This is a genomic window from Porcipelethomonas ammoniilytica (assembly GCF_025567485.1).
In the GTDB taxonomy this organism is placed as follows: Bacteria; Bacillota; Clostridia; order Oscillospirales; family Ruminococcaceae; genus Porcipelethomonas; species Porcipelethomonas ammoniilytica.
Map to the genome: position 1 here is coordinate 158,661 of NZ_JAOQKH010000005.1, position 25,561 is coordinate 184,221.

The following is a 25,561-nucleotide window of genomic DNA, read 5'->3' on the forward strand; positions in this document are numbered from 1 at the left end:
AGGAGAAATACATGAAAATTTTTAGTTTTATCGACAGTATGAAAAAATTCAGCAGGGAAATGCCTGATGACGATATTTTAGTACAGTATGAACTGAATGGTGAAAAGCAGCCGCTGTCATTTGTCAATTTTGAAAAGAGAGTTATGTCCTTTGCAGCGCTTTTAAATGAAAATGGAATAAAAAAAGGCGATAATGTTATTCTTTTATACGTTGACGTAATGGACTTTATAGTTGCTTTTTATGCGTGTATGTATATCGGAGCAGTTGCTGTTCCTGTAGATTTTCCGACTGACCCTTCAAATATTGAAAAGTGGGAACTTATAGCAAAAGATTCAGGTGCAGGATTTATTCTCACTTCAAAAAAATCTTCCGAAATGCTTGCAAAAATTACGTCATTATCTGAAACGCTTTCAGAACTTGATATATTATCTGAGGATATGGCTGAAAGAAAAATGGAAGCAGTTGAAGTCGACAGTCAAGATCTTGTAACATTGCAGTACACATCAGGTTCTACAGGAAATCCGAAAGGAGTAATGGTAAGCTATGAAAATCTTTTGACTAATATTGATGTGATAGGAAAGTATCTAGATCTTGGAAAATCAAAGAGTTTCATAACTTGGCTGCCTTATTATCACGCAATGGGACTGATTGCATCAATGCTTTCACCTATTTATTATGGCGGTAAATCAGTTATAGTTCCTGCACAGTATTTCACTCAGAATCCGCTTTTATGGTTCAAGGCAATTACAGAATATAAAGGCGAATATACTGTTGCTCCTAATTTTGCATATGAGCTTATGGCAAATGTTCTTGAAAAACTATCCGACGACGAAAAAAGCAAATATTCGCTTAAAAGCATAGTAAGATGCATTTCAGGTTCTGAACCTGTGCATATAAACACATTTATACGTTTTTTCAATCAGGTTGAGAAAATCGGTCTTGATAAACGTACAATCATGTTTGCCTACGGACAGTCGGAAGCAACATTAGTTGAAACAGCTTACAGGATAGGCGAAGATCTGACGATAATCAAAGCAGATTTAAATAAACTGAATTCAGGGATCATTGACGTTATTGAAGAAACCAGTTTTTATAATATCAATGAAATGATAGATGAAAAGTCAGATAAAGAAGTTTTCCTTGTTGCAAACGGAACGGCAATATCAGATCATGAAATTACTATAAGAGATCCTCAAAGCGGAGAAAAACTCGGAGCATATACTGTCGGTGAAATATATTCACACGGTCCGAGCATTACAAACGGATATTATAATAATCCGGAAGCAACGGAAGAAAGTTTTGGTACAGATGAAAATGGAGCGAGATACTTAAAGACAGGTGACCTTGGATTTCTTAATAAAAAAGGTGAGCTTTTCATTACGGGAAGAAAAAAAGACCTTATTATTATACGCGGGAAAAATTTCTATCCGCAGGATATCGAAAGGACGGTTTTTCTTACAGACAGCAGCTTTGTGGATAATGGTACGGCAGCGTTCAGCTCTGTGGAGGACGATACTGAAAAGCTCATAATTGTCCAGGCGCTAAAAGACGGTATTGAATCCCAAGAATATGAAAAACTTTCTGCAAAAATCAGAAACAATGTTTTAATTAGATTTTCTATAGAAGTTGATACAGTTATTTTCGTCAGAGACGGTAATATTGAAAAAACCGCTTCAGGAAAAATCCAGAGAAAAGCAAATAAAGAAAGATATTATACAAAAAATGACGATGCCATTCTCTTTGTCAAGAATTTTGAAGAAACTGGCGCAGCACAAAATACTAAGAAAATTGAAATACGTGAAAATGATATTTTCAGTGATTTAATAGGCTTTATTTCAGAAAGTTCGGGTCTTACAATTTTTGATATTGATTATAATGCAACTTTCCCAGAGCTTGGAATATCTTCAATGATGCTTTATTCTTTAAAGAATCATATAGAAGAAAAATACAATATCAGCATCGACGCTGCATCTGTTACTGCAAACAATACAATAAGAAAAATGACAGGTTATATATATTCACTCGTCTCTGGCAGTGAAAATATATCAAAAAAAAAAATAAAATCAAATCAGTATAAGATAGATACTGATAACAGATATAAGCCTTTTCCGTTAAATGACATTCAGAAAGCCTATTGGGTGGGAAGGAACAAGGATGTATCTTGGGGAGGAGTGAGCTGCTACGGGTATTGTGAATTTGATTTGAAATACCTTGATTTGCAGAAGTTTGAAGCTGCGGTGAAAAAGCTTGTTGAAAGGCATGAGATGCTGAGAACTGTTATAGACAGTAATGGTATGCAGCAAATCAGACACAGCAGCGAAATAAAAATTCCGCTTACAATATATTCTGAAAATGACATAGAAAATGCAAAAGAATTTGCGGAAAAAATAAGACATGAAATGGAACATATGGTTATTCCGACTGACAGACTTCTTTTTGAGTTCAGAGTTCTTCCTTTGGGAGATAATATATACAGATTTTTTTCAGGAGTCGATCTGATGGCGGCAGACGCAATGAGCTTGTTCCTTATGTGGAATGATCTTGACGCATTATATAACGGTGAAGAACTTCCTGAAATAAATTCATCTTTCAGAGATTATGTAACATATATGTCTAACCCTGTAAAAAAAGAAAAGTACCGGAAGGATAAAGAATTCTGGATGAAAAAGCTAGAAGATTTTCCTCCTTCGCCGGAACTGCCTGTAGATCTGTCTCTTGAGAAAAAAGAAAAGGGAAAATTCAAAAGATATCAGCATCTTATAAAAAAAGATGACTGGAAAAGATTTGTAAAAATTTCTGCCGGTTATGGATTGACGCCTTCAGCCGCATTGCTTGCCGTGTACTCTGAAGTCATTTCAGGATTTGGCTGCGGCAGCAGATTCGGAGTTATAGTGACTGTTTTCGGAAGAGATAATGTATCAGATGATATAGTAAATGTTATGGGTGATTTTACAAAGCTTGCGCTTGTTGATATAAAAAGAGACGATGTTTCTTTTGTGCAGAATGCTTTGAATATACAGAACGAACTTCAGGAAAGTATTTATCACAGTGATTTCAGTGCGGTCGAATATATTAAGGAAATAGGAAAGGTTTCAGCTGAAAATAATATATATCCTGTTGTGTTTACAAGCGGAATAGGTTCTGAAAAAATAACACAAAATATGTTTTTTGATAATGTAATCTATTCATCGTCAACTACACCGCAGGTGTTTATGGATCATCAGGTCTTTGAAATAGGCGAAGATGTTCTTATAAGCTGGGATGTTCTTGAGGGAATATATGCAGGCAATAATGCAGAAGTAATGTTTGAAGTATATATCAGACTTTTAAGCAACGCTTCCTCTGACAGAGCATTCTGGGAAAATAAGGTTTCAGACCTCAGACCGCATTCTCAGGTAAGAATTCATGAAAAGGTAAATCAGACAGATAAAGATACAGGAGATCATTTTCTTTATGAATTTATAATGAAAAACTTCAAAGAGAAACCGCAGAACAGAGCAATAGTTTTTGAAGATAAGATATATACATATGGCGATTTACATAGGAAAGTAAATGGAGTTGCGGCTATTCTGGAAAACAAAAATATCAGACAGGGGGACAGGGTTATAATTCAGTGCCGGAAATCCCCTGAGCAGATAGCGGCAATAATTGCAGTTGTAATGTGCGGCGGAGTTTATGTTCCTGTTTCATATGATCAGCCTTTGACGCGTACAAAAGAGATTTTTAATTCCTCTGAAGCAAAATGCATAATATCTGATATTTCGTACGATAAATTTGACGATCTGAGTGAATATATTATTGATATATATTGTGATTCGAAAAAAGAATATAATTTTGAAAATATCAGTAATTCAGCGGATAGTCTCGCTTATATAATTTACACTTCAGGCTCAACGGGAAAACCAAAAGGAGCTGCAATAACACACAGATCTGCAATGAATACGATAATTGATGTAAACAATAAGTATGATGTCAATGAAAATAGTGCGGTCATAGCAGTTTCATCAGCAAGCTTTGATTTGTCAGTTTATGATATGTTCGGAATACTTTCAGCAGGCGGTCTGATTGTTCTGCCAACTGAAAAGGAAAGGACTAGTCCGGAATACTGGTTCAGAAGTGCGGAAAAATATAACGTTACAATCTGGAATTCTGTTCCGTCACTGTTTGATTTGTTTCTTGATTATCTTGAAACAAAAAAATTAAAAAATAAAACTCTTAAAAGCGTTATATTGTCAGGTGACTGGATACCTCTTCATGTTCCTGAAAAAATGAGCAAGTACATTCCAAAAGCTTTGCTTATTAGTATGGGCGGCGCTACCGAAGCGTCTATATGGTCAAATTATTACGAGGTAAAGAAATTCAATCCTCAATGGAAATCAATACCGTATGGTTACCCTCTTGAAAATCAAAAATTTTTTATTCTTGACGAGTTTAACAGGCAATGCCCTGATATGGTAGCGGGCAGACTTTTTATAGCAGGCAAGGGAGTTGCTCAGGGTTATTATAACAGTCCCGAAATAACAGAAAAATCTTTTCAGCATATTGTAAGCGTATATGACGGAATTTTATATGAGACCGGCGACTGGGGAAGATATCATAAAAACGGCTGTATAGAATTCCTCGGAAGAAAAGATAATCAGCTTAAAATAAATGGGTACAGGGTTGAAATAGGTGAAATCCAGGAAGTGATGAAAAAATCAGGTGCGGAAGATTCTGTTATTGTATTAATAGGTGAAAAGGCAGATAATAAAAGACTTATCGCATTTGTTGTTTCATCATACGGTGAAAATGAAATGAAAGCAAATATGAGAAAATATCTGCCTGAATATTTTATTCCTGATAAAATTATGGTCATGGAAAAATTTCCTGTAACGCCAAACGGTAAAATTGATCGAAAAGCGCTTATTTCTGAATATGAAAAAAATAATAAATCAACATCTCCGGCTGTAAACAGAGTTCTGAATGAAACCGAAAAGAAAATAACAGAAATAATAAAAGAAGTTTTATCTGCTGAAAGTATAGATATAAATGAAAGCTTTATGACGTTGGGCGTTTCATCTGTTGAGATAATAAAAATTGCAAATCATCTTGAAGTTGCATTTGGTGAAAGACCAGATATAAGTGAAATAATGGCATATAAAAATATAGGCGGGCTTCTTGATTTCTATAATGATAAAAAACAAACGGAAAAGCCGAAAAAAGCTGAAGATAAAAAAGAAAATACTATAAAGACTTTTCTTGAAGAACTTCTTAAAAGGAATATTTACTTAAGAAATGAAAACGGAAAGCTTAAATTCACTGCTGAAAAAAATTCTCTTACAGATGAAATAAGATCTGAAATAAAAAATAGAAGGTCAGAGATACTTGAATATCTGAGTGAGTCTGAAAATATTCTCGACAGTAGGGAAATACCTCTCAAACCTATTCAAAGGGCATATGTTATCGGAAGAAGCGACAAGTATGAGCTTGGAAACATCGGAGCTCATTATTATACCGAGTTTATCTGGAATGAGTGTAATGTGAAGCGGCTTGAGACAGCAGTAAACTGCGTAGTTCAAAGTCAGGATATAATGCGTATGGTGATAAACGATAACGGTACGCAGACTTTGCCTGAAGCTGTTCATCACTATGAAGTAAAGGTTTTTGATTTTGATGAAAAAGCTCTTGCCGATTACAGAAATGAAATATCACACCGGACATATAAAATAGGTTCGTGGCCTATGTTTGAAATATCCGTCAGCAACGTAAACGGTGAAAAGCATATTCATTTCAGTATAGACTGCATTATTCTTGATGGCTGGAGCGCCTATATGTTTATGGAACAGATTTTTCGTAAATACAATGGTCTTGAGATAACCGCACCATCTATTGGTTTTGGCGAATATATACGTCTTGAGGAAGATTATTTAAAGAAAAATAATTATAGAGAAAAATCTTTGGAGTTCTGGAAAAAACGTATAAAAGAACTTCCGCCGGCGCCTCAGCTGCCTTATGTAAAGGCAATGAGTGAAGTTGACAAACCTTATTTTAAAAGACTTCAGTATGCCTTGAATGAAGAACTGTCAGCAAAACTTGAAAGCAATATAAAAAAATATAATTGCACCGAATCGGTTGTTATATGCGGCGCATATATGAAAACGCTTTTTAGCTGGTGCAATGAAAAGCCTTTCACGCTCAATCTTACGTTATTCAACAGGATCCCTGTTTGCGAAGATATATCAGACGTATTCGGCGATTTTACAAATACGACATTTATTGCATATAACAGAAAAGAAAGCTTTCTTGAGGATATAGAAGATATAAAAAATCAGATGATATATGCAATTGAAAACAGATATGTAAACGGAATAGAGATAGTTAAGGAAATATCAGACGAAAATTCAAACAAGGCTGTATTTCCTGTTGTGTTCACAAGTATGCTTCGTTCAGGAAGCGATACTGATAATGAAATATATTATCCGGAAAATATGAAAGAGGTATATGCGCTGAGCCAGACGCCGCAGGTATCTCTTGATCATCAGATATATAACAGAAATGGAAAATACGTTTTTGTGTGGGACTATGTTTCACAGCTTTATGATGAGAAAGAGATAATGAACTGTTTTGACAGGTATATTGAATTCATCAGAGAAATTGCTGATAATAATAAATGGAACTGATCGAAAAAATTTTATTCAGGGGGCTTTTGCCCCCCGGTAAAATACTATGATATAAGGAGAAGTAAATGTTACTTAATAAAATGTGGTTCCCATACACCAAAATAGAAAAAAGCAGTAAAAAGAAAAATGTTTTTTGTTTTCATCATGCAGGTGGCAGCGGAATAAATTTCAGCAAATGGAACATGCTGTCTGATAAAGTCAGATTCATACCCGCTGAAATGCCGGGACGGGGCGCAAGAATATGTGATAAGTACGACCATTGTTTCAAGAAGGTAGTATATGAAATTACAGAGGCAGTGAAAAAAGAAGTAGATACTCTTGAAATAGATGATTTTGTTTTTTACGGTCATAGTATGGGTGCGATTATTGCATTTTCTGTTGCATGCTGCATTAAGAAAAAATACAAAATATCTCCCAAGGTTTTATTTGTGGTCGCAAGACATGCACCACAGATGCCGGATCCGTCAGTCTTTAAAAGCACGATGTCAGATGAATCGCTTATAGATGAGATGAAACGCCTTGGAGGTACGCCTGATGAGATACTGAACAACAGAGAATATATGAATATGTTCATAAACAGGATCAGAAATGATTATAAGCTTCACGAGGATTATAATTACGGAAATGAAAAACTTGATATTCCGATAATTGCACATACAGGCGACAATGATTATGGGGCAGATGTGTTCAGTATGACGAAGTGGTTTCAGCTGACAAGCAAGGGTGCCGCTGTTGAAGAATTCAAGGGAGGACACTTTTTTCCCTATGAGCTTGGAGAAAAATATGTCAGACATCTTATAGATGAAGTTTCTTTTTTCTGATATGGTTTATATTTTTGAAAATATTAATACTGTTACAAATGATCTGCTTAAAAAATTTGATTCACTTTATACAGAAGAGAGAAAAATCAAAAGTGGAAAATATTGCAGAGAAGATGATAAAAAGAAATCTCTTATCGCATATATTTTGTTACTTTATGCTTTGAAAAAAGAATACGGAATATTTGAAAAACTTTATTTTGATTATGGGAAAAATAATAAACCGTTTCTGAAAAAACATAAAAATATATATTTCAGTATATCTCATTCAGGTAAATATGTATCCGTTGCGGCTGATATCAATAATATCGGAGTTGACGTTGAAGGATACATAGACGATTATAAAACAATATCAAGGTATGTTTTCAGTGAAGATGAGATGAAATATATAGAGAATGGAAATTCAGGCGCTAAAGCCGCAAAGCTCTGGACTTTAAAAGAAAGCTATCTTAAATATACAGGTACAGGTATAACAGACGGTCTTAAGGCTTATGATTTTGCTTATAAACCTGATGTATTTGAAAAATATGGCTGTAAGTTTAAATGTATTAAAAAGGAAAAATATTATCTTTCAGTTTGTTCTGAAAATGATATGACAATAAAATTTGTTAAAGAAGAAGATTTAATAAAATTAGTGAGGTAAATAATATGGAAAATAATAAATCAGAATTTCTAAAGGATCCTATTGAAAAAAAGCAAATTATTTTAAAAGACATTTGGAGTGAAATTTTAAATAAGCCTGACATAGGAATACACGATGATTTCTTTATGGCAGGGGGGACTTCAAAGGATCTTGTGATAATGGTTACAAAAATGAGCGAGATTTTTGAAATATCAATGCAGGAGGTTTTTTCAAAATCAACTATTGCAGAAATTGCGCCCGTCATTGAATACAGAAAAGACGGACTGAAAGATGATGTTGATAAGATATACTATCTAACGGAAAAACTTAAAAATTATGTTCCGTCAGAAGAATATAACAGATATATGGACAATTACATAAAATATAATTCTGAAATTAAGCTTGGAAAGAGGGAAGAATATAAAAAAGTTCTTGTAACAGGCGGGAACGGTTTTTTATCATGCCATCTTATTGAAAAAATATTAAAGAACAGAAAAACTTCAATAGTGGTTCTTGTACGGGAAAAAAGCAATGAAAAAGCAGCGGCAAAGTTCAAAAGGGCAATGGATTGGTATTTTGAAAAGGACGATATACTGAAAAATTACAGCGGCAGATTGAAAATACTTTCAGGAAATGTTTCGGTAGATAAGCTGGGGCTTGATGATGATGTATACAGTGAACTGTCAAAAACGGTAGATGCGGTTTTCCACGTCGCAGGAATCTTAAGACACTATGGACATTGGGAAGAATTTTATAATACGAACGTAGACGGTACTAAAAGAATTATTGAATTTGCAAAACTTAATACCAGAAAGGATATTCATTTTATATCAACAATGGGAACAGGATATAATGAAGAAAGAGCAAAAAATGTTCTGCCGTTTACAGAACTTGAAGTACAAAAGGATTCATATGCTGCAAATTATTATCTTAAGTCAAAGATGCTTGCTGAAAAAGAACTTGAAAAGGAAATAAACCAAAATAATCTCAATGTTAAAATATATCGTCCGGGTTATCTTGTTCAGAATTATGAAACAGGCATATTTCAGGTGAACTCAGACGACAACGCATATTTCCAATTCTTCAAGGCGATTATGGAAATAGGCTGTTTCCCTGCTATGGAAACAGAAATCTTTGATTTTAGTTTTATAGATCAGGCAGCGGAAGCAATCGACATACTTTCGACTGTAGAAGAAGAGGGACATATATATCATCTTTTTAATCCCCAAAGACTTAGTATGAAAGAAATAGGAGAGCTTATGATAGAAAACGGAGTTAATATCAAAAGTGTTTCCGTGAAAGAATTTTGTGAGTATCTCAAAGATAATATGGAAAAATACAAGGATCTTATTTCAAACATCACTATGGTTACATACGTGCGTGAAAAGGATATAGAACAGCTTATTGATTTATGTTTGAAATGTGACAGAACAACACAGATCCTTGCGAATTACGGATTTGAGTGGAATAGTCTTGATAAAAAACATATGGCGGATATAATAAATATTATTAATTAGGGTGATCTGAATATGAGCAGAAAATGGATTAATCATAATACTAATAATGAAAATGCAAAACTGAATATATTTTGTTTTCCTCACGCAGGCAGCAGTTCAACCTTTTTTGCAGGCTGGGTAAAATATTTTTCAGATGATGTGAACATATTTCCGGTTCAGTATCCTGCAAGAGACAACAGAATGAGTGAACCTATGCCGGATTCTCTTTTTGAACTTGCAGAAAATATGATAGATGAAAGTATGGAGCTTTTTGATAGACCGTTTATTTTCGTAGGTCACTGTTCAGGAAGTATCGTGGCATATGAAGCGGCAGAATATTTGCGGGAAATATCAGGCAAGTCTCCTGAATATATGTTTGTATCAGCAAGCGTTGCACCTGAAAACTATAAATTGAGATCAACCAAAAACCTTTCTGATGAAATGTTTTTTAAATATTATAATTATGCTGATTATGAAAAAGAAAAGGATAATCCTTTGTTTAAATTTTTCCTTCCTGTAATAAGAATGGACTTTACACTTTGTGAAAAATATCGTTACAAGGAAAAGCCTCCGCTTGATTGTCCGATATTTGCTTTTGCAGGCTCTGAGGATAAGGAAGGCGGAGATCCTGAAAAGATAAATTTATGGAAAAAATATACGACAAGCGAGATATTCAGTATAAAAGTTTATGACGGCGATCATTTTTACTTTGAAAGAAACGCTGAGGATATAACTGCAATAATAGGAAAAACAGCAAAGAAAATTATAGAAAAAATATAATTTGAAATTTAATAAAAGGGTATGAAAATATGACAGACTTTGAAAACAAAATTGAAAGTCTTGTAAATCTTATAAAAGATGATTACAGGCAAAACAGGGTTATAGACAAGCTTGATATTTTTCAGCAGCCAAGCAAGGGGGAAATAATAAAGATACTTAATAAACTACAAAGCATAATGTATCCCGGATATTTCAGAAACAATGTTTATAAATTCTATACCATAGGAAATAATATGTCTATGCTTCTTGAAGACGCATTATTTAATCTTATAAAGCAAACAAATCTTGTTTTGAAACAGGATATGAGATACAAAGAAATGCCTGCTGACAAAATAGAAAAAATATCAAGGGAAAAAATAATGATATTTATGGAGAAGATACCTCTTATAAGAGAATATCTCAACACAGATATTGAAGCTGCATATCTTGGAGACCCTGCGGCTTACAGTAAAGAAGAGATAATATTTTCATATCCGGGCTTGTATGCAATTTTTGTAAACAGAATAGCACATCAGCTTTATAAGCTTGATATTCCTGTTATACCAAGAATTATGACAGAATATGCACATGGTCTGACAGGTATTGATATTCACCCTGGCGCAGCCATAGGAAAATATTTCTTTATTGATCATGGAACGGGAGTCGTTATAGGAGAAACTACAATAATAGGCGATAATGTTAAGATATATCAGGGCGTTACACTTGGCGCTTTGTCAACAAATGGTGGACAGAAATTAAAGAACATAAAACGTCACCCTACACTTGGAAATAATGTGACCGTGTATTCGGGAACATCAATTCTTGGAGGAGATACTGTTATAGGAAATAATGTTGTAATTGGCGGAAATTGTTTTATAATAAGTTCTGTATCTGAAGGTTCAAAGGTTGTGATGAAACCTTTTGAGATGATATATAAATGATATAATCCTGTAGGATAGTTTTAAATATTAATTATGTATTTTTATGGTATACCTTTTCCAAGCTGTAAAATTTCAAAGTTTTCTACATTTTCAAGAAAAGTTTTAGAGGCTGAACCGTTAATATAAAAGCTGAAAGAACGGGGTTTATCCGGAGTATTTCTATATGATCCTAACATTCCTTCATTTTCTCCTTTCAATCCGACTTTTTCATTATCAACAGTTCCTTCACCGCCGTCTACTTGAATTCTGTTTGACACGCTGTTAATAAATTCATCTTTCATTGCAAATCTGACTAACACGCCGCCGTAAGTAACAGCCTGAGTAAGGTTTCCTGCATGACCATTTATTATATTTAAATTCGCATTATCATGATTTATGTTATAAAATTTTTCGTTTTTGGTTGAAATACCCATCAAATCATTTAGTTCTTTAATAGGCATAGTTCTATAAATATACTTTCCTTTTACTAATTGAAACTTTCTGCTGCCAGTATTGCTTTGAATCATATTATTCCCATTATAATCATTTGGTTTATTAATTAACTGATATTCATTTTTAGACTTATATTTGCCTAATTTATTCTTAACTAATTCTATTAAATGTTCAGACAAATTAATTCCTTGATCCTGTATATTATCGTTATTACTTTGACAGTACATTCTATAAATTGCTGATTTAACTATTTTTTCTTGTCTATTGGGATCGTTACTTGGAATAGAAACATACGGTTCTATTTTTGAAGCAATGTCAACTAATGTATTAATAATATCATTTTTTCTTCCGATATAGTAGTAATCTTCATCCGTTATGAGCCATTTAATAAATTCTATTAAATTATCATTTTGATTATTTCTATGCTCTTTAAATTTTATAAAATTAGCATCAATTTTATTTATATTATTATTTTCATCGGAATAACAATTCAGATAGTCTTTATTTCTTTCATATTTTGTAATAAAATCATTACTGTCATTTTGCTTTAATTCCTTTCCTTGATAAATTAATTTTCTTTGTATAGGTGCAGTACTTTCATTTTTACTGACAATAGCAGATAAAAACTTAAATTCATTAAATGAATCAGTTCTTTTAAGCTGACAAGAATTTTTGTCAGCTTTTTCTTTTGCAAAAGTATCTTTGACTTTTTCAGCTTCAGCATACATAATAATCGTATCCTCATAAGTTTTCAATTGAAATAATAATTTTATTAAATACTATGATTATTCTTTCTGCTGTATTCACCATAAAGGGTTATATATTAGTAAAATTTATAATTAGACTTATCGTTTCAAAATGATTTTAATATAGTATTGCATTCGATAGTATTACATAATAAGTATTAAAGCCACTTTTCAAATCTGTTAATGGCTGCAGCTCTATTTTCAGATATTCAACGTCTACAATTTCCTTAACTTTGAAGCTGCCATGTTTGCATTCAAAAACTGTGTTTCTTTTCTTGTATTCGTTGTATACTATTTGAAACTGATCGTAATAACGGGTATCCGATTGTCCTTTTTTCATAATAATGTTTGAACTTTCGTGATATTAGACAAAACGGCTTTTAAAACTTTGGGTACTATTTCATATATCAGAAAAGGCATATCTGAGATTATTTTTCTCAAATATGCTTCTGAATTCTGAAATATTAAAAAATCGAGAGTTCGAATCTTTTTTATTTGGTTCATTCATCCATGGTTTTTAACCTTGATTTTTCGCAGTTAGAGCAGCAAAAAAGCCCGTAGCTACGGACTTTAAATGGTGTACAGCTATTTAGTATCACCAACATGGAGTGCCTGAATGGAATCGAACCATCGCACATGGCGTCGGAGGCCAATGCTCTATCCGCTGAGCTACAGGCACATTACATTAAAATTATACCAGATTCTATTGAAATTTGCAAGTGTTTATGTTATAATAATAATGAAATTTTATTGAATGAATAATTTTTTTAAAATTTAACACATAAAATTAAACAGTTATAATAAAATCAAGGAAAGAATAATATAAATGTATAAAATTAATTAGTTTAAATTGTTAATATTTGTTGTATTAATATAAGTTGATTTGAAAGAACGTATTAAAAATTATTTTTCTTTCAGGAGATAATTGATTATATGAGGAGAGATTATTTTGAGCTGTCATATTTATATATCAGTGTGTCAGACTGGAACCAATATTGCGAAGATACTGAAAATTTTTACAAGAAAACCGTATAATCATGTATCTGTATTTTCGGATCCGACTCACGGAGAAATGTATAGTTTTTGCAGAAATAAACCGAGCAGACCTCTGCCGGCAACATTTAATAAAGAGATTGTAGGTAAAGGTACGCTGGGTAAATTCAGTTTTATTCCATGTGAAATATATAAACTTGATGTAACTGAAGAGCAAAAAGAATGCTTTGAAAAAAATCTTGAATTTTTTAAAAACAACAGAGATTGTTTTTCATATAACTGTATTGGACTTGGATTAATCTTTTTACATATTGCGTTTAAACGTAAAAATAAATTTGTATGTTCACAATTTGTAGGACATATAATGGAAAAATCCGGAATAAATCTTGATATACCTAAACCTGTCTGTCTTCATACTCCTGAGGATTTCAGACATATAAAATCAGCTCAATTGATTTATAAAGGCGATTTAAATAAATTTCATATAAGTGAAGAATATAATTCTGTGAATTTTATGGAAAATCAAAGTGTTCGCACTGCATAACGATCTCAGCTGTTGTCTTTATTTTGTCCGGCAAAATAATGTAAAGCAGAAATCCGGCAGTATTCTGCAATGATTTATTTTTATCAAAATAAAATTTTTTATTAAGTATTTTTATTTCTGTTTTTGAATTGTTGTTATTTACTTCAGCCATAACAAGCTGATCCTTGCTTATTATATTATAAGAATTTAAATATGCTTTCATAAAGCCCCATACAAAACCGTTTATCATTACATAAATGAAGACGGCAAGTATAGAGGCTCTTTTTATTTTACGTTTTCTTTCCATTATGTTTAATTCTCCTGATTTAATTTAAGCAGAGCTTTGGCTAAAGATTTACCCAGCAGTTCTCCTGAATATTCAACCTGTTCAAGAGTATTCCCGTGAGTGCCAACTTCAATCAACAGACTTCCTGTAGTTAAATCCTGATTGTATTTTCTGTAATCAAACAGGATCGGACGTGTAAAACCTGTGTAATCTGATGACATCTGCTGTTGTAAAAGAGAAGCAAATCTGAAGTTTTTCATATAATCGGGCATATCCATAGTACCATCGTCACAGCCTGATATAATCATAACAGGAGCAGCGTCTTTACCGTTGACTTCAACTACAGGCTGCATAATGCTGTCATTTGTTCCTATTGCATCTCTATGTATATCCAGAACGACTTTTATTGACGGATATTCTTTCAGAATTTTTTTTACCGTTTCAGCGCTTCTGTCATATGATCCGTTATAAGACGGATAGTCGTGGATAGTTGTATCATGAATGACCTCTATGCCTGCATTTTCCAGCTGTTGGGTAATTTTATCTCCGATCATAACAACATTTTTTGAAGGATCGGTTGTCCGGTAATTAAAACTTGAATCAAAAAAATCTCTTTCAAAGGGTTCAAAGCTTTCAGTCGTATGAGTATGCATAATAAGTACCTGGGGTTCATCGTTTAATTCTATTGTAAATTCCGGCATTAGACGGCTTTCCTCTAAAAGTACGCCGTTTGAAATATCAGTTTCATTTCTTACCTGTCCGCCGTCATCAAGACCAATATATTTTACTCCGCTATAACGTTCAAAGGTGTCTTTATATACTGTGCTTTCTCCTGTGTTCCATTCGGTAGGGTAGGGCTTTGGACCTGCTTCACTGTCAGATTCAGTATTTGAAACTTCTTCCTGTTCTTCATGCCAGCCGTATCCGCTTGATAAAATTTCATCTTCACCGTTAATACTTTGAAAATTAAAATCCATTTCACCTGTGTAATTTTTTGGATCAGATTCAAAGCCTACTTTAACTTCTCCAAGTCTGCCGGCAGCTTCGGCAAGACCCGGAATTGATTTGTATCCTATACCGGCAGCTGTTACAGCAATGAGCGATGAAAAAATCAGTATAACTCTTGATTTTCTTTTTCTTCTTCTTCGCATTAAACTCCCGCTTTCTATTTTACTATTGGTAATTATTTATATTGTATTCATTTAAAATAAAAATATGACGTCATATGTTCAAAAAATATTTCATATTATATAATAATACCGATTCTTATAGGCATATTTTATTATTTCCTATGAAAATCGGCTCAGAAATAAATTATTATTTTGGAGCTGTAAGATGATGTATAAATGCTGTAATATAAAAAAAATATTAAAAATTATTTTATGTGATGCCGCAATAATTTTGATTGCTTTAATTATAACTGTAACTGGAAAAAATCACTGGATTGCTTTTAATAACGTCGAAGATGATCCGATATTTGTACCGATTATTATGTATCATAGTATAGTAGATAATCCAAGCCGTATGAGTGATTATATAGTCAGTCCGGAAATAGTTGAAAATGATTTGAAATATCTAAAAGATAATGGATATACAAGCGTATCAGTTGAAGATATCGTAAATTATGTGCACTATAACAAACCGCTGCCGGAAAAGCCGGTAGTTATAACAGCAGATGATGGATTTTATAATAACAGCTATTATCTTATTCCGCTGCTGGAAAAATATGATATGAATGCTACTGTTTCAGTTGTAGGGTATTACAGTGAATATATTTCAGTCAATGATCCTCATGTGCCTGAATATTCATATCTGACATGGGAAGATATAAAAGATATGAATAAAAGCGGAAGAATTGAATTCGGTAATCATACATATAACATGCATTCAAATGATAATCGTAAGGGCTGTGCAAAGCTCAGTTATGAAACAGAAGAGGAATATGCGGAAATGTTTAACAATGATATCGGGCTTATGCAGTCGCTGATGAAAATTAATACTGGTATTACACCTGTTGTTTTTGCATATCCTTTTGGGTACATTTCAAAAGAAAGCGTGCCTCTTTTAAAGAATCTTGGATTTTCTGCGGCATTAAATTGCTTTGAAAAGCCGAATTACATTACTCATGATGAAAGCTGTTTATTTGAACTCAACAGATATAATCGTTCAAGTAAAATGTCAACGGAAGAGTTTATGACAAAATTGCTTGAACATTAAAGAAATAGTTATCAGTACTTATAAAAAAATCCCCGGAAAATACCGGGGATTTTTTTAATCACGTGTGCTTACAATATGATAATAAATTTTGGCTGTGAGAGAATAAATAACAGCATAAATAATTGTAAAAGCAACAAAGCATACGATAGTACAAATAATATACAGACGGGTATTCGTAAGGTTAAGCATCATTAAAATTTGCTTTACAATAGGAAATGCGAATGCAACGTGAATACCTGCCATAATAAGCGGCATAAAGAAAACTGTCATAATTTGTGAATGAATGGAGCGTTTTACTTCTGCATGGCTCATACCTACATTCTGCATTATCCTGAACCGTTCTTTGTCCTCGTACCCTTCGGAAATCTGTTTGTAATAAATTATCAGAATAGTAGCCATTGTAAATATTGATCCAAGAAAAATTCCAAGGAAAAACATTCCTCCGTATAGACCTTTTATGCCTTCTCTTTGAATTTGTCCGCATTCCGAATCGCCTATAAAATTACTTTCCTTAAGAAGCTTTTTTATATCGTTATATAAGGATTTTTTTGAATCTTCACTGCCGTTAATATCAAAACCGTATAAATATTTAAATGCCGGTTCTTCTTTAAGATCCTGTTCTTCTTTAGGATCTTCTTTAAAATTTTCATTCAGATAATTATTTATTTTGTCAAGAACGCTTCTGTCCTTTACTACGATTTGAATACTTTCGGTAAGGTTATTTGAGAAAAATCGACCGTTGTTAATAGCCTGTTTGATATTTTTCTTGACATTATATTTTGTATCAAATAGTTGAATAGTAGAATATTCATATTCATTTCGTCTGGAATAAATGAGAACTTCATTTTCATTCAGAGTTTCGTTTTCTGAATTAACACTGTTGTAATCATCAAGAGAGATCATAAAAACAGTATTTATTTTGTCTAAATCAGACATATTCATTTTATTGGTATTTTCCGGATAATAAAACTGATTTTTATTTTTTAATACGGAAAAATCAATATAACTATATTCGATTTCATTTTTTACATCCGATTTGCTGTCATTTAAAAATTGTTTTACATTCTTTATTGTTTCAATATTCTTTTCATTATCTATATCTTCAGAATATATCGTTATGTCATTTGGATATCTTGTTTTCACTAAATCATTCATACCGACAACCAGAGAGCTTGTGGAAGAGATCATAATGAGTACCATTGTAGAAAGTATACAGATATTTGCAAGTCCGACAGCGTTCTGCTTCATACGGTATATCATACCTGAAACGGCTGTAAAATGTTTTGTTTTATAATAATACCGTTTATTTTTGCGGAGTGATTTAAGAAAAGCGATACTGCCTGCTATAAAAATGAGATAGGTTCCTGCAATTACCAATATTACCGCAATTAAGAACGAACTTAACGACTCAACCGGATTTTTACTGGTAACTGAAATATAATATCCGACAGCCAGACATATAACTCCGAGTATTGCCATAAACCATTTTGTTTTGGGTTCTTTTTCTCCGACATTTCCGCCGTTTAAAAGTTCAATAGGTTTTGACAGATGAATCTGACGAAGTGAATTCAGATAGATACAGAAAAAAATTATGCCGAAAAGAATTACTGTATGGATCAATGCTTCTTTTGAAATGTAGAAACCAGGGGAGTGTTCGGCTCCGAGCATTTTAGTCAGGATCAAAAACATTGCTTTGTCGAGAACCATGCCGATAATAATACCCAATAACATAGTAATAAACGCAATATAAATATTTTCAAGTAAAAGCACTTTTGAAATGTGCCGTTTTTCCATACCCAGAATATTTAAAACTCCGAATTCCTTTTTACGGCGTTTCATAAGAAAGCTGTTAGTATAAAAAAGAAAAATGAATGCAAAAATTGCTGTAACATATGTGCCGTAGCCAAGAGTTATAAGGATAGTTTCACCGCCGTAAAGCTTTTTAATGCTTTCGTTATTTGAAAGGGAATTAATTATGTAAAACATTGCCGCAGTTATAATACAGGTTATGATATACGGGATATATGTTCTTGAATTCTTTTTTATGTTGCTTGCCGCAAGCTTTGTGTAAAACCCTTTACGCATTATTATCACCGCCTGTAGCAAGAAGAGTCAGCGTGTCTGATATTTTCTGATACATTTCTTCATTGGAACTGTTTCCTCTGTAGATCTGATGGAATACTTCGCCGTCTTTTATAAATAGTACTCTTCCGGCATGACTTGCCGCTTTTGTGGAATGTGTTACCATCAGAATAGTCTGACCGTCTTTGTTAATATCACTGAAAATTTTAAGAACACTGTCTGATGAACGGGAATCCAGTGCTCCTGTAGGTTCGTCAGCCAGAATCAGCTTTGGATTTGTAATAATTGCTCTGGCTATTGCAGCTCTTTGTTTCTGTCCGCCCGATACCTCATAAGGATATTTTAATAAAATTTCTTCAATACCCAGCTTTGGCGCTATAGGGCGCAGACGGCTGATCATATCCCTGTAATTTTTACCGGAGAGAACCAGCGGAAGGAAAATATTGTCCTGAAGAGTAAAAGTATCCAATAGATTGAAATCCTGAAAAACGAATCCCAGATTATCACGCCTAAAAGTTGAGATCTCTTTTTCTTTGATTTTTGAAAGCGGCTTTCCTTCAAGGAAAACATCACCCTTTGTAGGTTTGTCTAACGCTGCTAATATATTAAGCAGCGTGGACTTTCCTGAACCTGATTCGCCCATGATCGCCACATATTCGCCTTGTTCCACAGAAAATGATACATCCGTAAGCGCATGCACCTGATTGCTGCCGAAACGTGCAGTATAAATTTTTTCAAGGCTTTGTATTTCTAATATTGCCATTTTGAAAACCTCCTTAAATTTCTGTATTTAGTATAACAGAAAAAATAAAAGTTCAAAATTGATTTGTGTGACATTACGGCAGTTTTATGTGACATTTTTGTAAGGTTATTCTATTTTCAGTTTATCCGAGTGAAGATCAATATAAAAAATACTGCCTTTTCCTATAGTAGATTCAGCGCTTATTCTGATGGAAAGCTTGTCCGCCGCCTTTTTGCTGAGATATAACCCCAATCCTGTGGATTTTTTATTCGCTCTGCCGTTATAGCCGGTAAAATTTTTCTCAAATATTCTTGGAAGGTCTTCTTGAGCAATTCCTATTCCGGTATCACTGATTTGCAGAATCTCATCTTTTACTTTAATAGTAATTTTTCCGGATTCAGTATATTTTACAGCGTTTGAAAGAATTTGTTCTATGATAAAAGACAGCCATTTTTCATCTGTCAATACAAATATATCAGTCGGTTCATATTGAAGCTTAATTCTTTTGGAGATAAACTGAGAAGCAAATTTTCGAATAGTATTTCTTATTATTTTATCTAAATTATACTGTTTAAAAACAAAATCTGAAGAACTGCTGTCTAGTCTGAAATAACAAAGTATCATATCTATATATTGTTCTATCCGGAATAATTCGGAAGACAGCTGACGATATTCGTCCGTATCCTTACTCTGTAGAATCATAGACATTACAGAAACGGGAGTTTTTATCTGGTGTACCCAGGTTGTATAGTAGTCAATACTTTCACTGCGTTCATTTGTATATTTTGTTACATTTGCAAGGTTTATGTTTCTTAGCTTTTCTATCATTTCCAGATAATCGGATTCTGCAAGAGTTTTAGGTTCGGGTAAATTTTCAGTCATGATTAAAATGTTACTTAAAATCATATGTCGTTTTTTATGTTGTTTGCAGAAATTATAAAAGTGAAATATAATTAATACAGACGAAATAAATAAACAAAGTATTGCCGCATAGAGAACGGCTTCGGTTTCCAGGTTATATAATGAAAAAATCCCCGCAAAAATCAGTGTAAATATTATAAATACTATTGCAGTATATTTATACTGACAAATATATTTCCATATTAGAATGTGTAGTTTCATATTGCACCTCACAATTCAATTATATAACCATATCCGATTTTGGTTTTAATAAAGTCAGTCAGACCCGCACTTTCCAACTTGCGGCGAAGTCTGGTAACATTAACAGTAAGAGTATTTTCCTCAACATAGCAGTCTATCTGCCACAGCTTTGTCATAAGAGTATCGCGGCTTACAACTTTTCCTTTATTTTCAAGGAGCGTCTGTAAAATACGAAATTCGTTTTTAGTCAGCTCAATTTTGCTGTCCTGATATAATAATGTGGTATCGTTTAAATTGAGTATTGCTCCTTTGTGCTCTAAAACGGGGGTCTTATCTGTCATGTTGTAGGTACGGCGTAAAATTGCCTGAATTTTTGCAATCATCACGCTTGGTTCAACAGGCTTTGCAATAAAATCATCACCGCCCATATTCATTGCCATAACAATGTTCATATTGTCTGAAGCAGATGAAACAAATACTATTGGTATATTTGAGATCTTTCTCAGTTCAGTACACCAATGATATCCGTTGAAAAAAGGCAGCATAATATCAAGAAGAACAAGGTGAGGATCAAATTCCGTGAATTCAGGTATTATATTCTGAAAATTGCGTATGCATTTTACATCATAATTCCATGATTCTATGTGCTTTTTCATAATTTTAGAAAGAGCACTGTCGTCTTCTATAATCAAAATTTTATACATTTTAAAAACCTCTTTTTAAAATAATTCTACTTAAAAATTATATCATTTTTTTATATCAGCGTCAATGTTGATATTTGACATATAACCGTAGGTTATTATCATGTTGACGAATTTCTGATTTATTAAATATCTTGTAATTTTCTGATATAAATGTTATAATAAGTATAAAAGTATATTAGGATAGGTGAATCTATGAAAAGATGGATTGTTAGGAAACCGGAAAAAGAATATTCTGAACGAATTGTTAAGGAAAGCGGAGTAACTGGCCTTTGCGGAGACGTTCTTGCTTCAAGAGGATTTAAGAATGCAGCGGAGGCAGCAGAATATTTAAATACAGATAAGCTTTCAGATCCGTTTATTCTCAAGGATATGACAGAAGCTTCAGAAATAATTAACAGAGCTGTTGAAGATTTTGACAGTATATGTATATACGGTGATTATGACTGCGACGGCATAACGTCTACAGTGATGCTGTTTTCATATTTGGAATGTATGGGCGCAAACGTAACCTACTACATACCGGAACGTTCAGAGGGATACGGTTTGAACAGTGACGCAGTAAAAAAACTTGCTGAACAGGGAGTAGATCTGATCATCACTGTAGACAACGGAATTTCTGCTATAGATGAAGCAGAATTGATATATAAGCTGGGAATGAAACTTATTGTTACCGATCACCATCAGCCTGGCGAAAAGCTACCAAGAGCTGAAGCTGTTGTAAATCCTCATAGAAAAGATTGTGATTCACCTTTTAAGTTTTTGTGCGGAGCAGGAGTTGTGCTGAAACTTATTGCAGCATTGGAAAATGGGGATTTTGAAGCTGCTATGAACGAGTACGGAGAGCTTGCGGCAATAGGCACAGTTGCCGATATTGTTTCTTTGAGCGGAGAGAATCGTTTTATCGTAAGCCGAGGACTTCAGCTTTTAGTTAATTCCGAAAGATGCGGAATTAATGCTCTTATTAAAAAAAGCGGACTGAAATCACCAATTACGTCAACATCTCTTGCCTTTGGAATTGCTCCCAGAATAAATGCGTCAGGAAGATTTGGTTCGCCGTCCCTTGCGGCAAAGCTTCTGCTTACCGATAACGAACAAGAAGCGGAAATGCTAGCAAATGAACTGGATAGACTAAATAGTGAACGTAAAAAAGCAGAAAATGAAATTATTGATTCGATAAATGAAAAAATAAACAGCGTACCGGAAATATTATATAACAGAGTTTTAGTTTTAAGCGGAGAAAACTGGAGTCACGGAGTTATTGGAATCGTTGCCTCAAGAATGGTGGAAAGATTTGATAAACCTTGTTTTATGATAACCATAGAAGGGGAGATTTCAAGAGGTTCCGCACGTTCATTCGGTGATTTTTCGATTTTCAAAGCTCTGGACTATTGTTCGGATCTTCTTATAAAATACGGCGGACATCTTGGCGCAGGAGGATTTTCTATTGAAACCTCTAAGATAGAAGATTTTAATAAGCGTATTCAGGAGTTTGCTGAAATTAATTTCAGAATGATGCCGGTTCCGGATATTACTGCCGATAAGCTTATACTTCCCGATGAAATAAATGTAAATAATATTGAAGGACTTCAGATACTTGAACCTTTTGGTGAGGGAAACCGTCAGCCTGTATTTGCATTGTGCGGTGCAGTGATTGAAGATATTGTGCCGCTTTCAAAGGGTATACATACTAAGCTCAAGCTTCGTTACGGGGGCTCTTTCATGGACGCACTTATTTTTCGATATTCTCCTGAAGATATTTTTCTGAAAAAGGGTGACAGAGCTGATTTTATGGTTACGCTTGAAGCACAGGTGTATGCCGGAAGAAAATCCATATGCATAATAGTAAAAGATTTCCGGAAAAATGGTATTGAACAGAAAAAATATTTTGCAGCTAAAGAAACTTATGAAAAATATAAAAGAAATGAAGATCTGCCGGTTACATATTATAATCGCATATGCCCAGAAAGAGGAGAGCTTGTATCTGTCTATAAAACTATTGCAGGCGGAAGATTCAGTATGGATACTCTGTATATGTCTGCAATGTCGCAGGATATGAATTACTGTAAACTGCGGCTTTGCGTTGATATTTTCAGTGAACTCGGACTTGTTAATGCCGATATGTTTTCCCAGGAAATCAATGTGGTGAAAAATGCTCCTAAGGCAAATCTGGATAACTCTGAAATTTTACAGGATCTTAGAAATAAAATTAATAATAAACTTACAGTCTGATCTTTTTATAAGAAAGGAGTTGCTACTATGAAAGAAGAATATACAATAGATCTGCTTATTCAAAAAATATTGACTGATGATAAGCAATATGATCTCAGCAAAATAATTACGGCATATGAATTTGCGGCAAAAGCTCATGAAGGACAGTTTCGTTCGTCGGGGCAGCCATATATAATTCATCCTCTTGCCGTTGCATATATACTTTTAGAATTGGGAATGGATACCGATACGATTTGTGCTGCAATGCTGCATGACGTTGTTGAAGATACGCCTGTCACTCTTGATGAAGTAAAAAAACGATTCGGTCAGGATGTTGCTATGCTGGTTGACGGTGTTACAAAATTAAATCAAGTTCCTATATTTAATAAGGAGGAACAGCAGGCGGAAAATGTAAGAAAAATGCTTCTTGCCATGTCTCAGGATATAAGAGTTATTATTATTAAGCTGGCTGACAGACTTCATAATATGCGTACATTGAAATTTCGTCCAAGTGTTAAACAACGCAATACGGCTCATGAAACTATGAATATTTACGCTCCTATTGCTCATCGTCTCGGAATGAGAGGAATTAAAGAAGAGCTTGAAGATCTGGCTTTTCATTACCTTGATCCCTTTGCTTATTCTGAAATTGAACATATTCTGGAAATAAAAAAGAGCGAACGTGAAGCCTTTATAACCTCCATAAAAGATACCATAGCTTACCGGTTCAGAGATCAGGAATTTATAAAGCCGCCTCAAATTGACGGGCGTGTAAAGAGCATTTACAGCATTTATAAGAAAATGTTTGTTCATCATAAATCAATTGAAGAAATTTATGATAAATATGCTGTAAGAATTATTGTTTCAACAGTAGGGGAATGCTATAATGTTTTGGGTTTGGTTCATGATATGTTCAGACCTATTCCAAACAGATTTAAGGACTATATTTCTACTCCTAAAGCTAATATGTATCAGTCGCTTCATACTACTGTTCTGGGTAAGGAGGGCATACCTTTTGAAATTCAGATAAGAACATGGGATATGCATGCTACGGCTGAATACGGTATCGCTGCACACTGGAAATATAAAGAAGGTATTCAGCGTACTGATAAGATGGATCAGCGTCTGGCATGGGTGCGTCAGGTAATTGAAGCACAGCAGACTTCTGATGATGTTGAAGAAATAGTGCGTATTATTAAGACAGACCTTGCACCGGAAGATATAGTAGTTATGACTCCTAAGGGGGATTCCATTTCATTGCCCGTAGATTCTACAGTTATTGACTATGCTTACAGGATTCATACTCAGATAGGACACAAGACGATCGGTGCAAAAATTGACGGTAAGCTCGTACCTCTTGACTATAAGCTTCATACCGGAGAAATATGTGAGATTATAACCAGCAATGAACCGAATAAAGGTCCGAACAGAGCTTGGTTAAATATTGCAAGGACTAATGAAGCAAAATCAAAAATTCGTTCATGGTTCAAAAAGGAATGCAGGGAAGAAAATATTATTACAGGGAAAACTGAATTGGAAAAGGAATTCAGGCATTTCAGAATACGAGTTCCTGAGGAAGAGCTTGGAGAATTTCTGGGTGACGATTTAAAACGTCATAATTGCAGCACATTAGATGATTTTTACGCTTCAATTGGTTACGGCGGCGTTATGCTTTCTAAAATTATGCCGAGGCTGAAAGATAAGTATATTAAGCTATATCAGACGGATGATGAACCGGAAACCGCTGTGATAAAACCGGTTCATAAACCCAGCAGCGGTATTATTCTGGACAAAATAGATGATTGTACGGTGAAATTCGCTCAATGCTGCAATCCTCTTCCGGGTGATGAAATTGTGGGATTTATTACAAGAGGTCATGGCATATCTGTTCATACTGTAAACTGTACAAATTATCTTTCGGCTGTAAAGAGGAATAATCCTGAAGAACTTGCAAGATGGATGGACGTTCAGTGGACTGATAGTGAACAGACAAGTCTTCAGACCAGTATTGAAGTTACTGCTCTGGACAGAGTCGGTTTGGTTTATGATATTACGGCGATTCTAACAGAGGCAAGGATTCCTATTGTTCATTCTTCTTCAAGAAATTTAAAAAACGGAAATGCTCTTTTTGAAGCGACTATTACTATAGCAAGTACCGAACAGCTTAATAATTTGTTTGAAAAGCTAAGACGTGTTAAAAATGTTGTATCTGTTGAAAGAGCTAAGATATAG

General features: G+C 33.8%; 17 protein-coding genes and 1 tRNA gene. 10 read left to right on the forward strand and 8 right to left on the reverse strand.

Annotation, left to right across the window (positions count from 1 at the left end):
• The first annotated feature begins 11 nt into the window (after positions 1 to 11).
• From OCV67_RS05870 to epsC, 6 genes are all read left to right on the forward strand, one after another.
• Positions 12 to 6,659, forward strand: a complete 6,648-nt coding sequence (locus OCV67_RS05870) for a non-ribosomal peptide synthetase (protein WP_147643057.1) — start codon at positions 12 to 14, stop codon at positions 6,657 to 6,659.
• 65 nt (positions 6,660 to 6,724) lie between these two features.
• Positions 6,725 to 7,480, forward strand: coding sequence for a thioesterase II family protein (locus OCV67_RS05875; RefSeq protein WP_147643058.1), 756 nt, complete (start codon positions 6,725 to 6,727; stop codon positions 7,478 to 7,480).
• Positions 7,461 to 8,120 (forward strand): 4'-phosphopantetheinyl transferase family protein, encoded by a 660-nt coding sequence (locus tag OCV67_RS05880; RefSeq protein ID WP_147643059.1) that lies wholly within the window; start codon positions 7,461 to 7,463, stop codon positions 8,118 to 8,120. The genes OCV67_RS05875 and OCV67_RS05880 overlap by 20 nt, the downstream gene beginning before the upstream one ends.
• A gap of 5 nt (positions 8,121 to 8,125) precedes the next feature.
• Entirely contained in the window at positions 8,126 to 9,616 is a 1,491-nt protein-coding gene (locus OCV67_RS05885) for an SDR family oxidoreductase (protein WP_147643060.1), read from the forward strand.
• Positions 9,617 to 9,628: 12 nt separating this feature from the next.
• Positions 9,629 to 10,375 (forward strand): thioesterase II family protein, encoded by a 747-nt coding sequence (locus OCV67_RS05890; RefSeq protein ID WP_147643061.1) that lies wholly within the window; start codon positions 9,629 to 9,631, stop codon positions 10,373 to 10,375.
• Positions 10,376 to 10,404: 29 nt separating this feature from the next.
• Positions 10,405 to 11,295 carry a serine O-acetyltransferase EpsC gene (epsC, locus tag OCV67_RS05895; RefSeq protein WP_147643062.1) on the forward strand — a complete coding sequence of 297 codons (891 nt, stop codon included), beginning with the start codon at positions 10,405 to 10,407 and terminating at the stop codon, positions 11,293 to 11,295.
• Between the two features lie 41 nt (positions 11,296 to 11,336).
• On the opposite strand, the gene OCV67_RS05900 is transcribed toward epsC, so the two are convergent.
• Positions 11,337 to 12,455: a hypothetical protein gene (locus OCV67_RS05900; RefSeq protein WP_147643063.1), complete on the reverse strand. Its 1,119-nt coding sequence runs from the start codon at positions 12,453 to 12,455 to the stop codon at positions 11,337 to 11,339.
• Positions 12,456 to 13,077: 622 nt separating this feature from the next.
• Positions 13,078 to 13,152 (reverse strand) — tRNA-Arg (locus OCV67_RS05905).
• A 270-nt stretch (positions 13,153 to 13,422) separates the two neighbouring features.
• Between OCV67_RS05905 and OCV67_RS05910 the strand changes: the two genes are divergently transcribed.
• Positions 13,423 to 14,010 carry a hypothetical protein gene (locus tag OCV67_RS05910; protein ID WP_147643064.1) on the forward strand — a complete coding sequence of 196 codons (588 nt, stop codon included), beginning with the start codon at positions 13,423 to 13,425 and terminating at the stop codon, positions 14,008 to 14,010.
• Here the strand turns inward: OCV67_RS05910 and OCV67_RS05915 are convergent.
• Both OCV67_RS05915 and spoIIP read right to left on the reverse strand, forming a co-directional pair.
• The gene (locus OCV67_RS05915; RefSeq protein ID WP_147643065.1) at positions 13,979 to 14,296 is read right to left on the reverse strand and encodes a hypothetical protein; all 318 of its coding nucleotides are present in this window, start codon (positions 14,294 to 14,296) and stop codon (positions 13,979 to 13,981) included. The two genes, OCV67_RS05910 and OCV67_RS05915, sit on opposite strands and share 32 nt — an antisense overlap.
• 5 nt (positions 14,297 to 14,301) lie before the next feature.
• On the reverse strand, positions 14,302 to 15,426 hold the full coding sequence (spoIIP, locus tag OCV67_RS05920; RefSeq protein WP_147643066.1) for a stage II sporulation protein P: 1,125 nt from the start codon (positions 15,424 to 15,426) through the stop codon (positions 14,302 to 14,304).
• A 184-nt stretch (positions 15,427 to 15,610) separates the two neighbouring features.
• On the opposite strand from spoIIP, the gene OCV67_RS05925 reads away from it, so the two are divergent.
• Positions 15,611 to 16,492, forward strand: a complete 882-nt coding sequence (locus tag OCV67_RS05925) for a polysaccharide deacetylase family protein (RefSeq protein WP_262644359.1) — start codon at positions 15,611 to 15,613, stop codon at positions 16,490 to 16,492.
• 54 nt (positions 16,493 to 16,546) lie between these two features.
• Here OCV67_RS05925 and OCV67_RS05930 read toward each other — a convergent pair whose 3' ends face one another.
• The 4 genes from OCV67_RS05930 to OCV67_RS05945 form a co-directional block, all read right to left on the reverse strand.
• Positions 16,547 to 18,577, reverse strand: coding sequence for an ABC transporter permease (locus OCV67_RS05930; protein WP_147643067.1), 2,031 nt, complete (start codon positions 18,575 to 18,577; stop codon positions 16,547 to 16,549).
• On the reverse strand, positions 18,570 to 19,337 hold the full coding sequence (locus OCV67_RS05935; RefSeq protein ID WP_147643068.1) for an ABC transporter ATP-binding protein: 768 nt from the start codon (positions 19,335 to 19,337) through the stop codon (positions 18,570 to 18,572). The genes OCV67_RS05930 and OCV67_RS05935 overlap by 8 nt, the downstream gene beginning before the upstream one ends.
• Positions 19,338 to 19,442: 105 nt before the next feature.
• Complete coding sequence (locus OCV67_RS05940) at positions 19,443 to 20,198, reverse strand: sensor histidine kinase (RefSeq protein WP_262644361.1); 756 nt, start codon at positions 20,196 to 20,198, stop codon at positions 19,443 to 19,445.
• A gap of 248 nt (positions 20,199 to 20,446) precedes the next feature.
• Positions 20,447 to 21,121 carry a response regulator transcription factor gene (locus OCV67_RS05945; protein WP_147643070.1) on the reverse strand — a complete coding sequence of 225 codons (675 nt, stop codon included), beginning with the start codon at positions 21,119 to 21,121 and terminating at the stop codon, positions 20,447 to 20,449.
• A gap of 192 nt (positions 21,122 to 21,313) precedes the next feature.
• On the opposite strand from OCV67_RS05945, the gene recJ reads away from it, so the two are divergent.
• A complete protein-coding gene (gene recJ / locus OCV67_RS05950; RefSeq protein WP_147643071.1) occupies positions 21,314 to 23,350 on the forward strand; it encodes a single-stranded-DNA-specific exonuclease RecJ in 2,037 nt (678 codons plus the stop codon).
• A 27-nt stretch (positions 23,351 to 23,377) separates the two neighbouring features.
• Positions 23,378 to 25,561: a RelA/SpoT family protein gene (locus tag OCV67_RS05955; RefSeq protein ID WP_147643072.1), complete on the forward strand. Its 2,184-nt coding sequence runs from the start codon at positions 23,378 to 23,380 to the stop codon at positions 25,559 to 25,561.

Excerpts from the sequence above, each read along its gene's own strand:
- OCV67_RS05870 (WP_147643057.1), top strand. The coding sequence starts at position 12 with ATGAAAATTTTTAGTTTTATCGACAGTATGAAAAAATTCAGCAGGGAA.
- spoIIP (WP_147643066.1), bottom strand. The coding sequence starts at position 15,426 with ATGCGAAGAAGAAGAAAAAGAAAATCAAGAGTTATACTGATTTTTTCA.
- OCV67_RS05955 (WP_147643072.1), top strand. The coding sequence starts at position 23,378 with ATGAAAGAAGAATATACAATAGATCTGCTTATTCAAAAAATATTGACT.
- OCV67_RS05890 (WP_147643061.1), top strand. The coding sequence starts at position 9,629 with ATGAGCAGAAAATGGATTAATCATAATACTAATAATGAAAATGCAAAA.
- OCV67_RS05880 (WP_147643059.1), top strand. The coding sequence starts at position 7,461 with ATGAAGTTTCTTTTTTCTGATATGGTTTATATTTTTGAAAATATTAAT.
- OCV67_RS05900 (WP_147643063.1), bottom strand. The coding sequence starts at position 12,455 with ATGTATGCTGAAGCTGAAAAAGTCAAAGATACTTTTGCAAAAGAAAAA.
- OCV67_RS05940 (WP_262644361.1), bottom strand. The coding sequence starts at position 20,198 with ATGACTGAAAATTTACCCGAACCTAAAACTCTTGCAGAATCCGATTAT.
- OCV67_RS05935 (WP_147643068.1), bottom strand. The coding sequence starts at position 19,337 with ATGGCAATATTAGAAATACAAAGCCTTGAAAAAATTTATACTGCACGT.
- OCV67_RS05925 (WP_262644359.1), top strand. The coding sequence starts at position 15,611 with ATGATGTATAAATGCTGTAATATAAAAAAAATATTAAAAATTATTTTA.
- epsC (WP_147643062.1), top strand. The coding sequence starts at position 10,405 with ATGACAGACTTTGAAAACAAAATTGAAAGTCTTGTAAATCTTATAAAA.
- OCV67_RS05945 (WP_147643070.1), bottom strand. The coding sequence starts at position 21,121 with ATGTATAAAATTTTGATTATAGAAGACGACAGTGCTCTTTCTAAAATT.
- OCV67_RS05915 (WP_147643065.1), bottom strand. The coding sequence starts at position 14,296 with ATGGAAAGAAAACGTAAAATAAAAAGAGCCTCTATACTTGCCGTCTTC.
- OCV67_RS05875 (WP_147643058.1), top strand. The coding sequence starts at position 6,725 with ATGTTACTTAATAAAATGTGGTTCCCATACACCAAAATAGAAAAAAGC.
- recJ (WP_147643071.1), top strand. The coding sequence starts at position 21,314 with ATGAAAAGATGGATTGTTAGGAAACCGGAAAAAGAATATTCTGAACGA.
- OCV67_RS05885 (WP_147643060.1), top strand. The coding sequence starts at position 8,126 with ATGGAAAATAATAAATCAGAATTTCTAAAGGATCCTATTGAAAAAAAG.
- OCV67_RS05930 (WP_147643067.1), bottom strand. The coding sequence starts at position 18,577 with ATGCGTAAAGGGTTTTACACAAAGCTTGCGGCAAGCAACATAAAAAAG.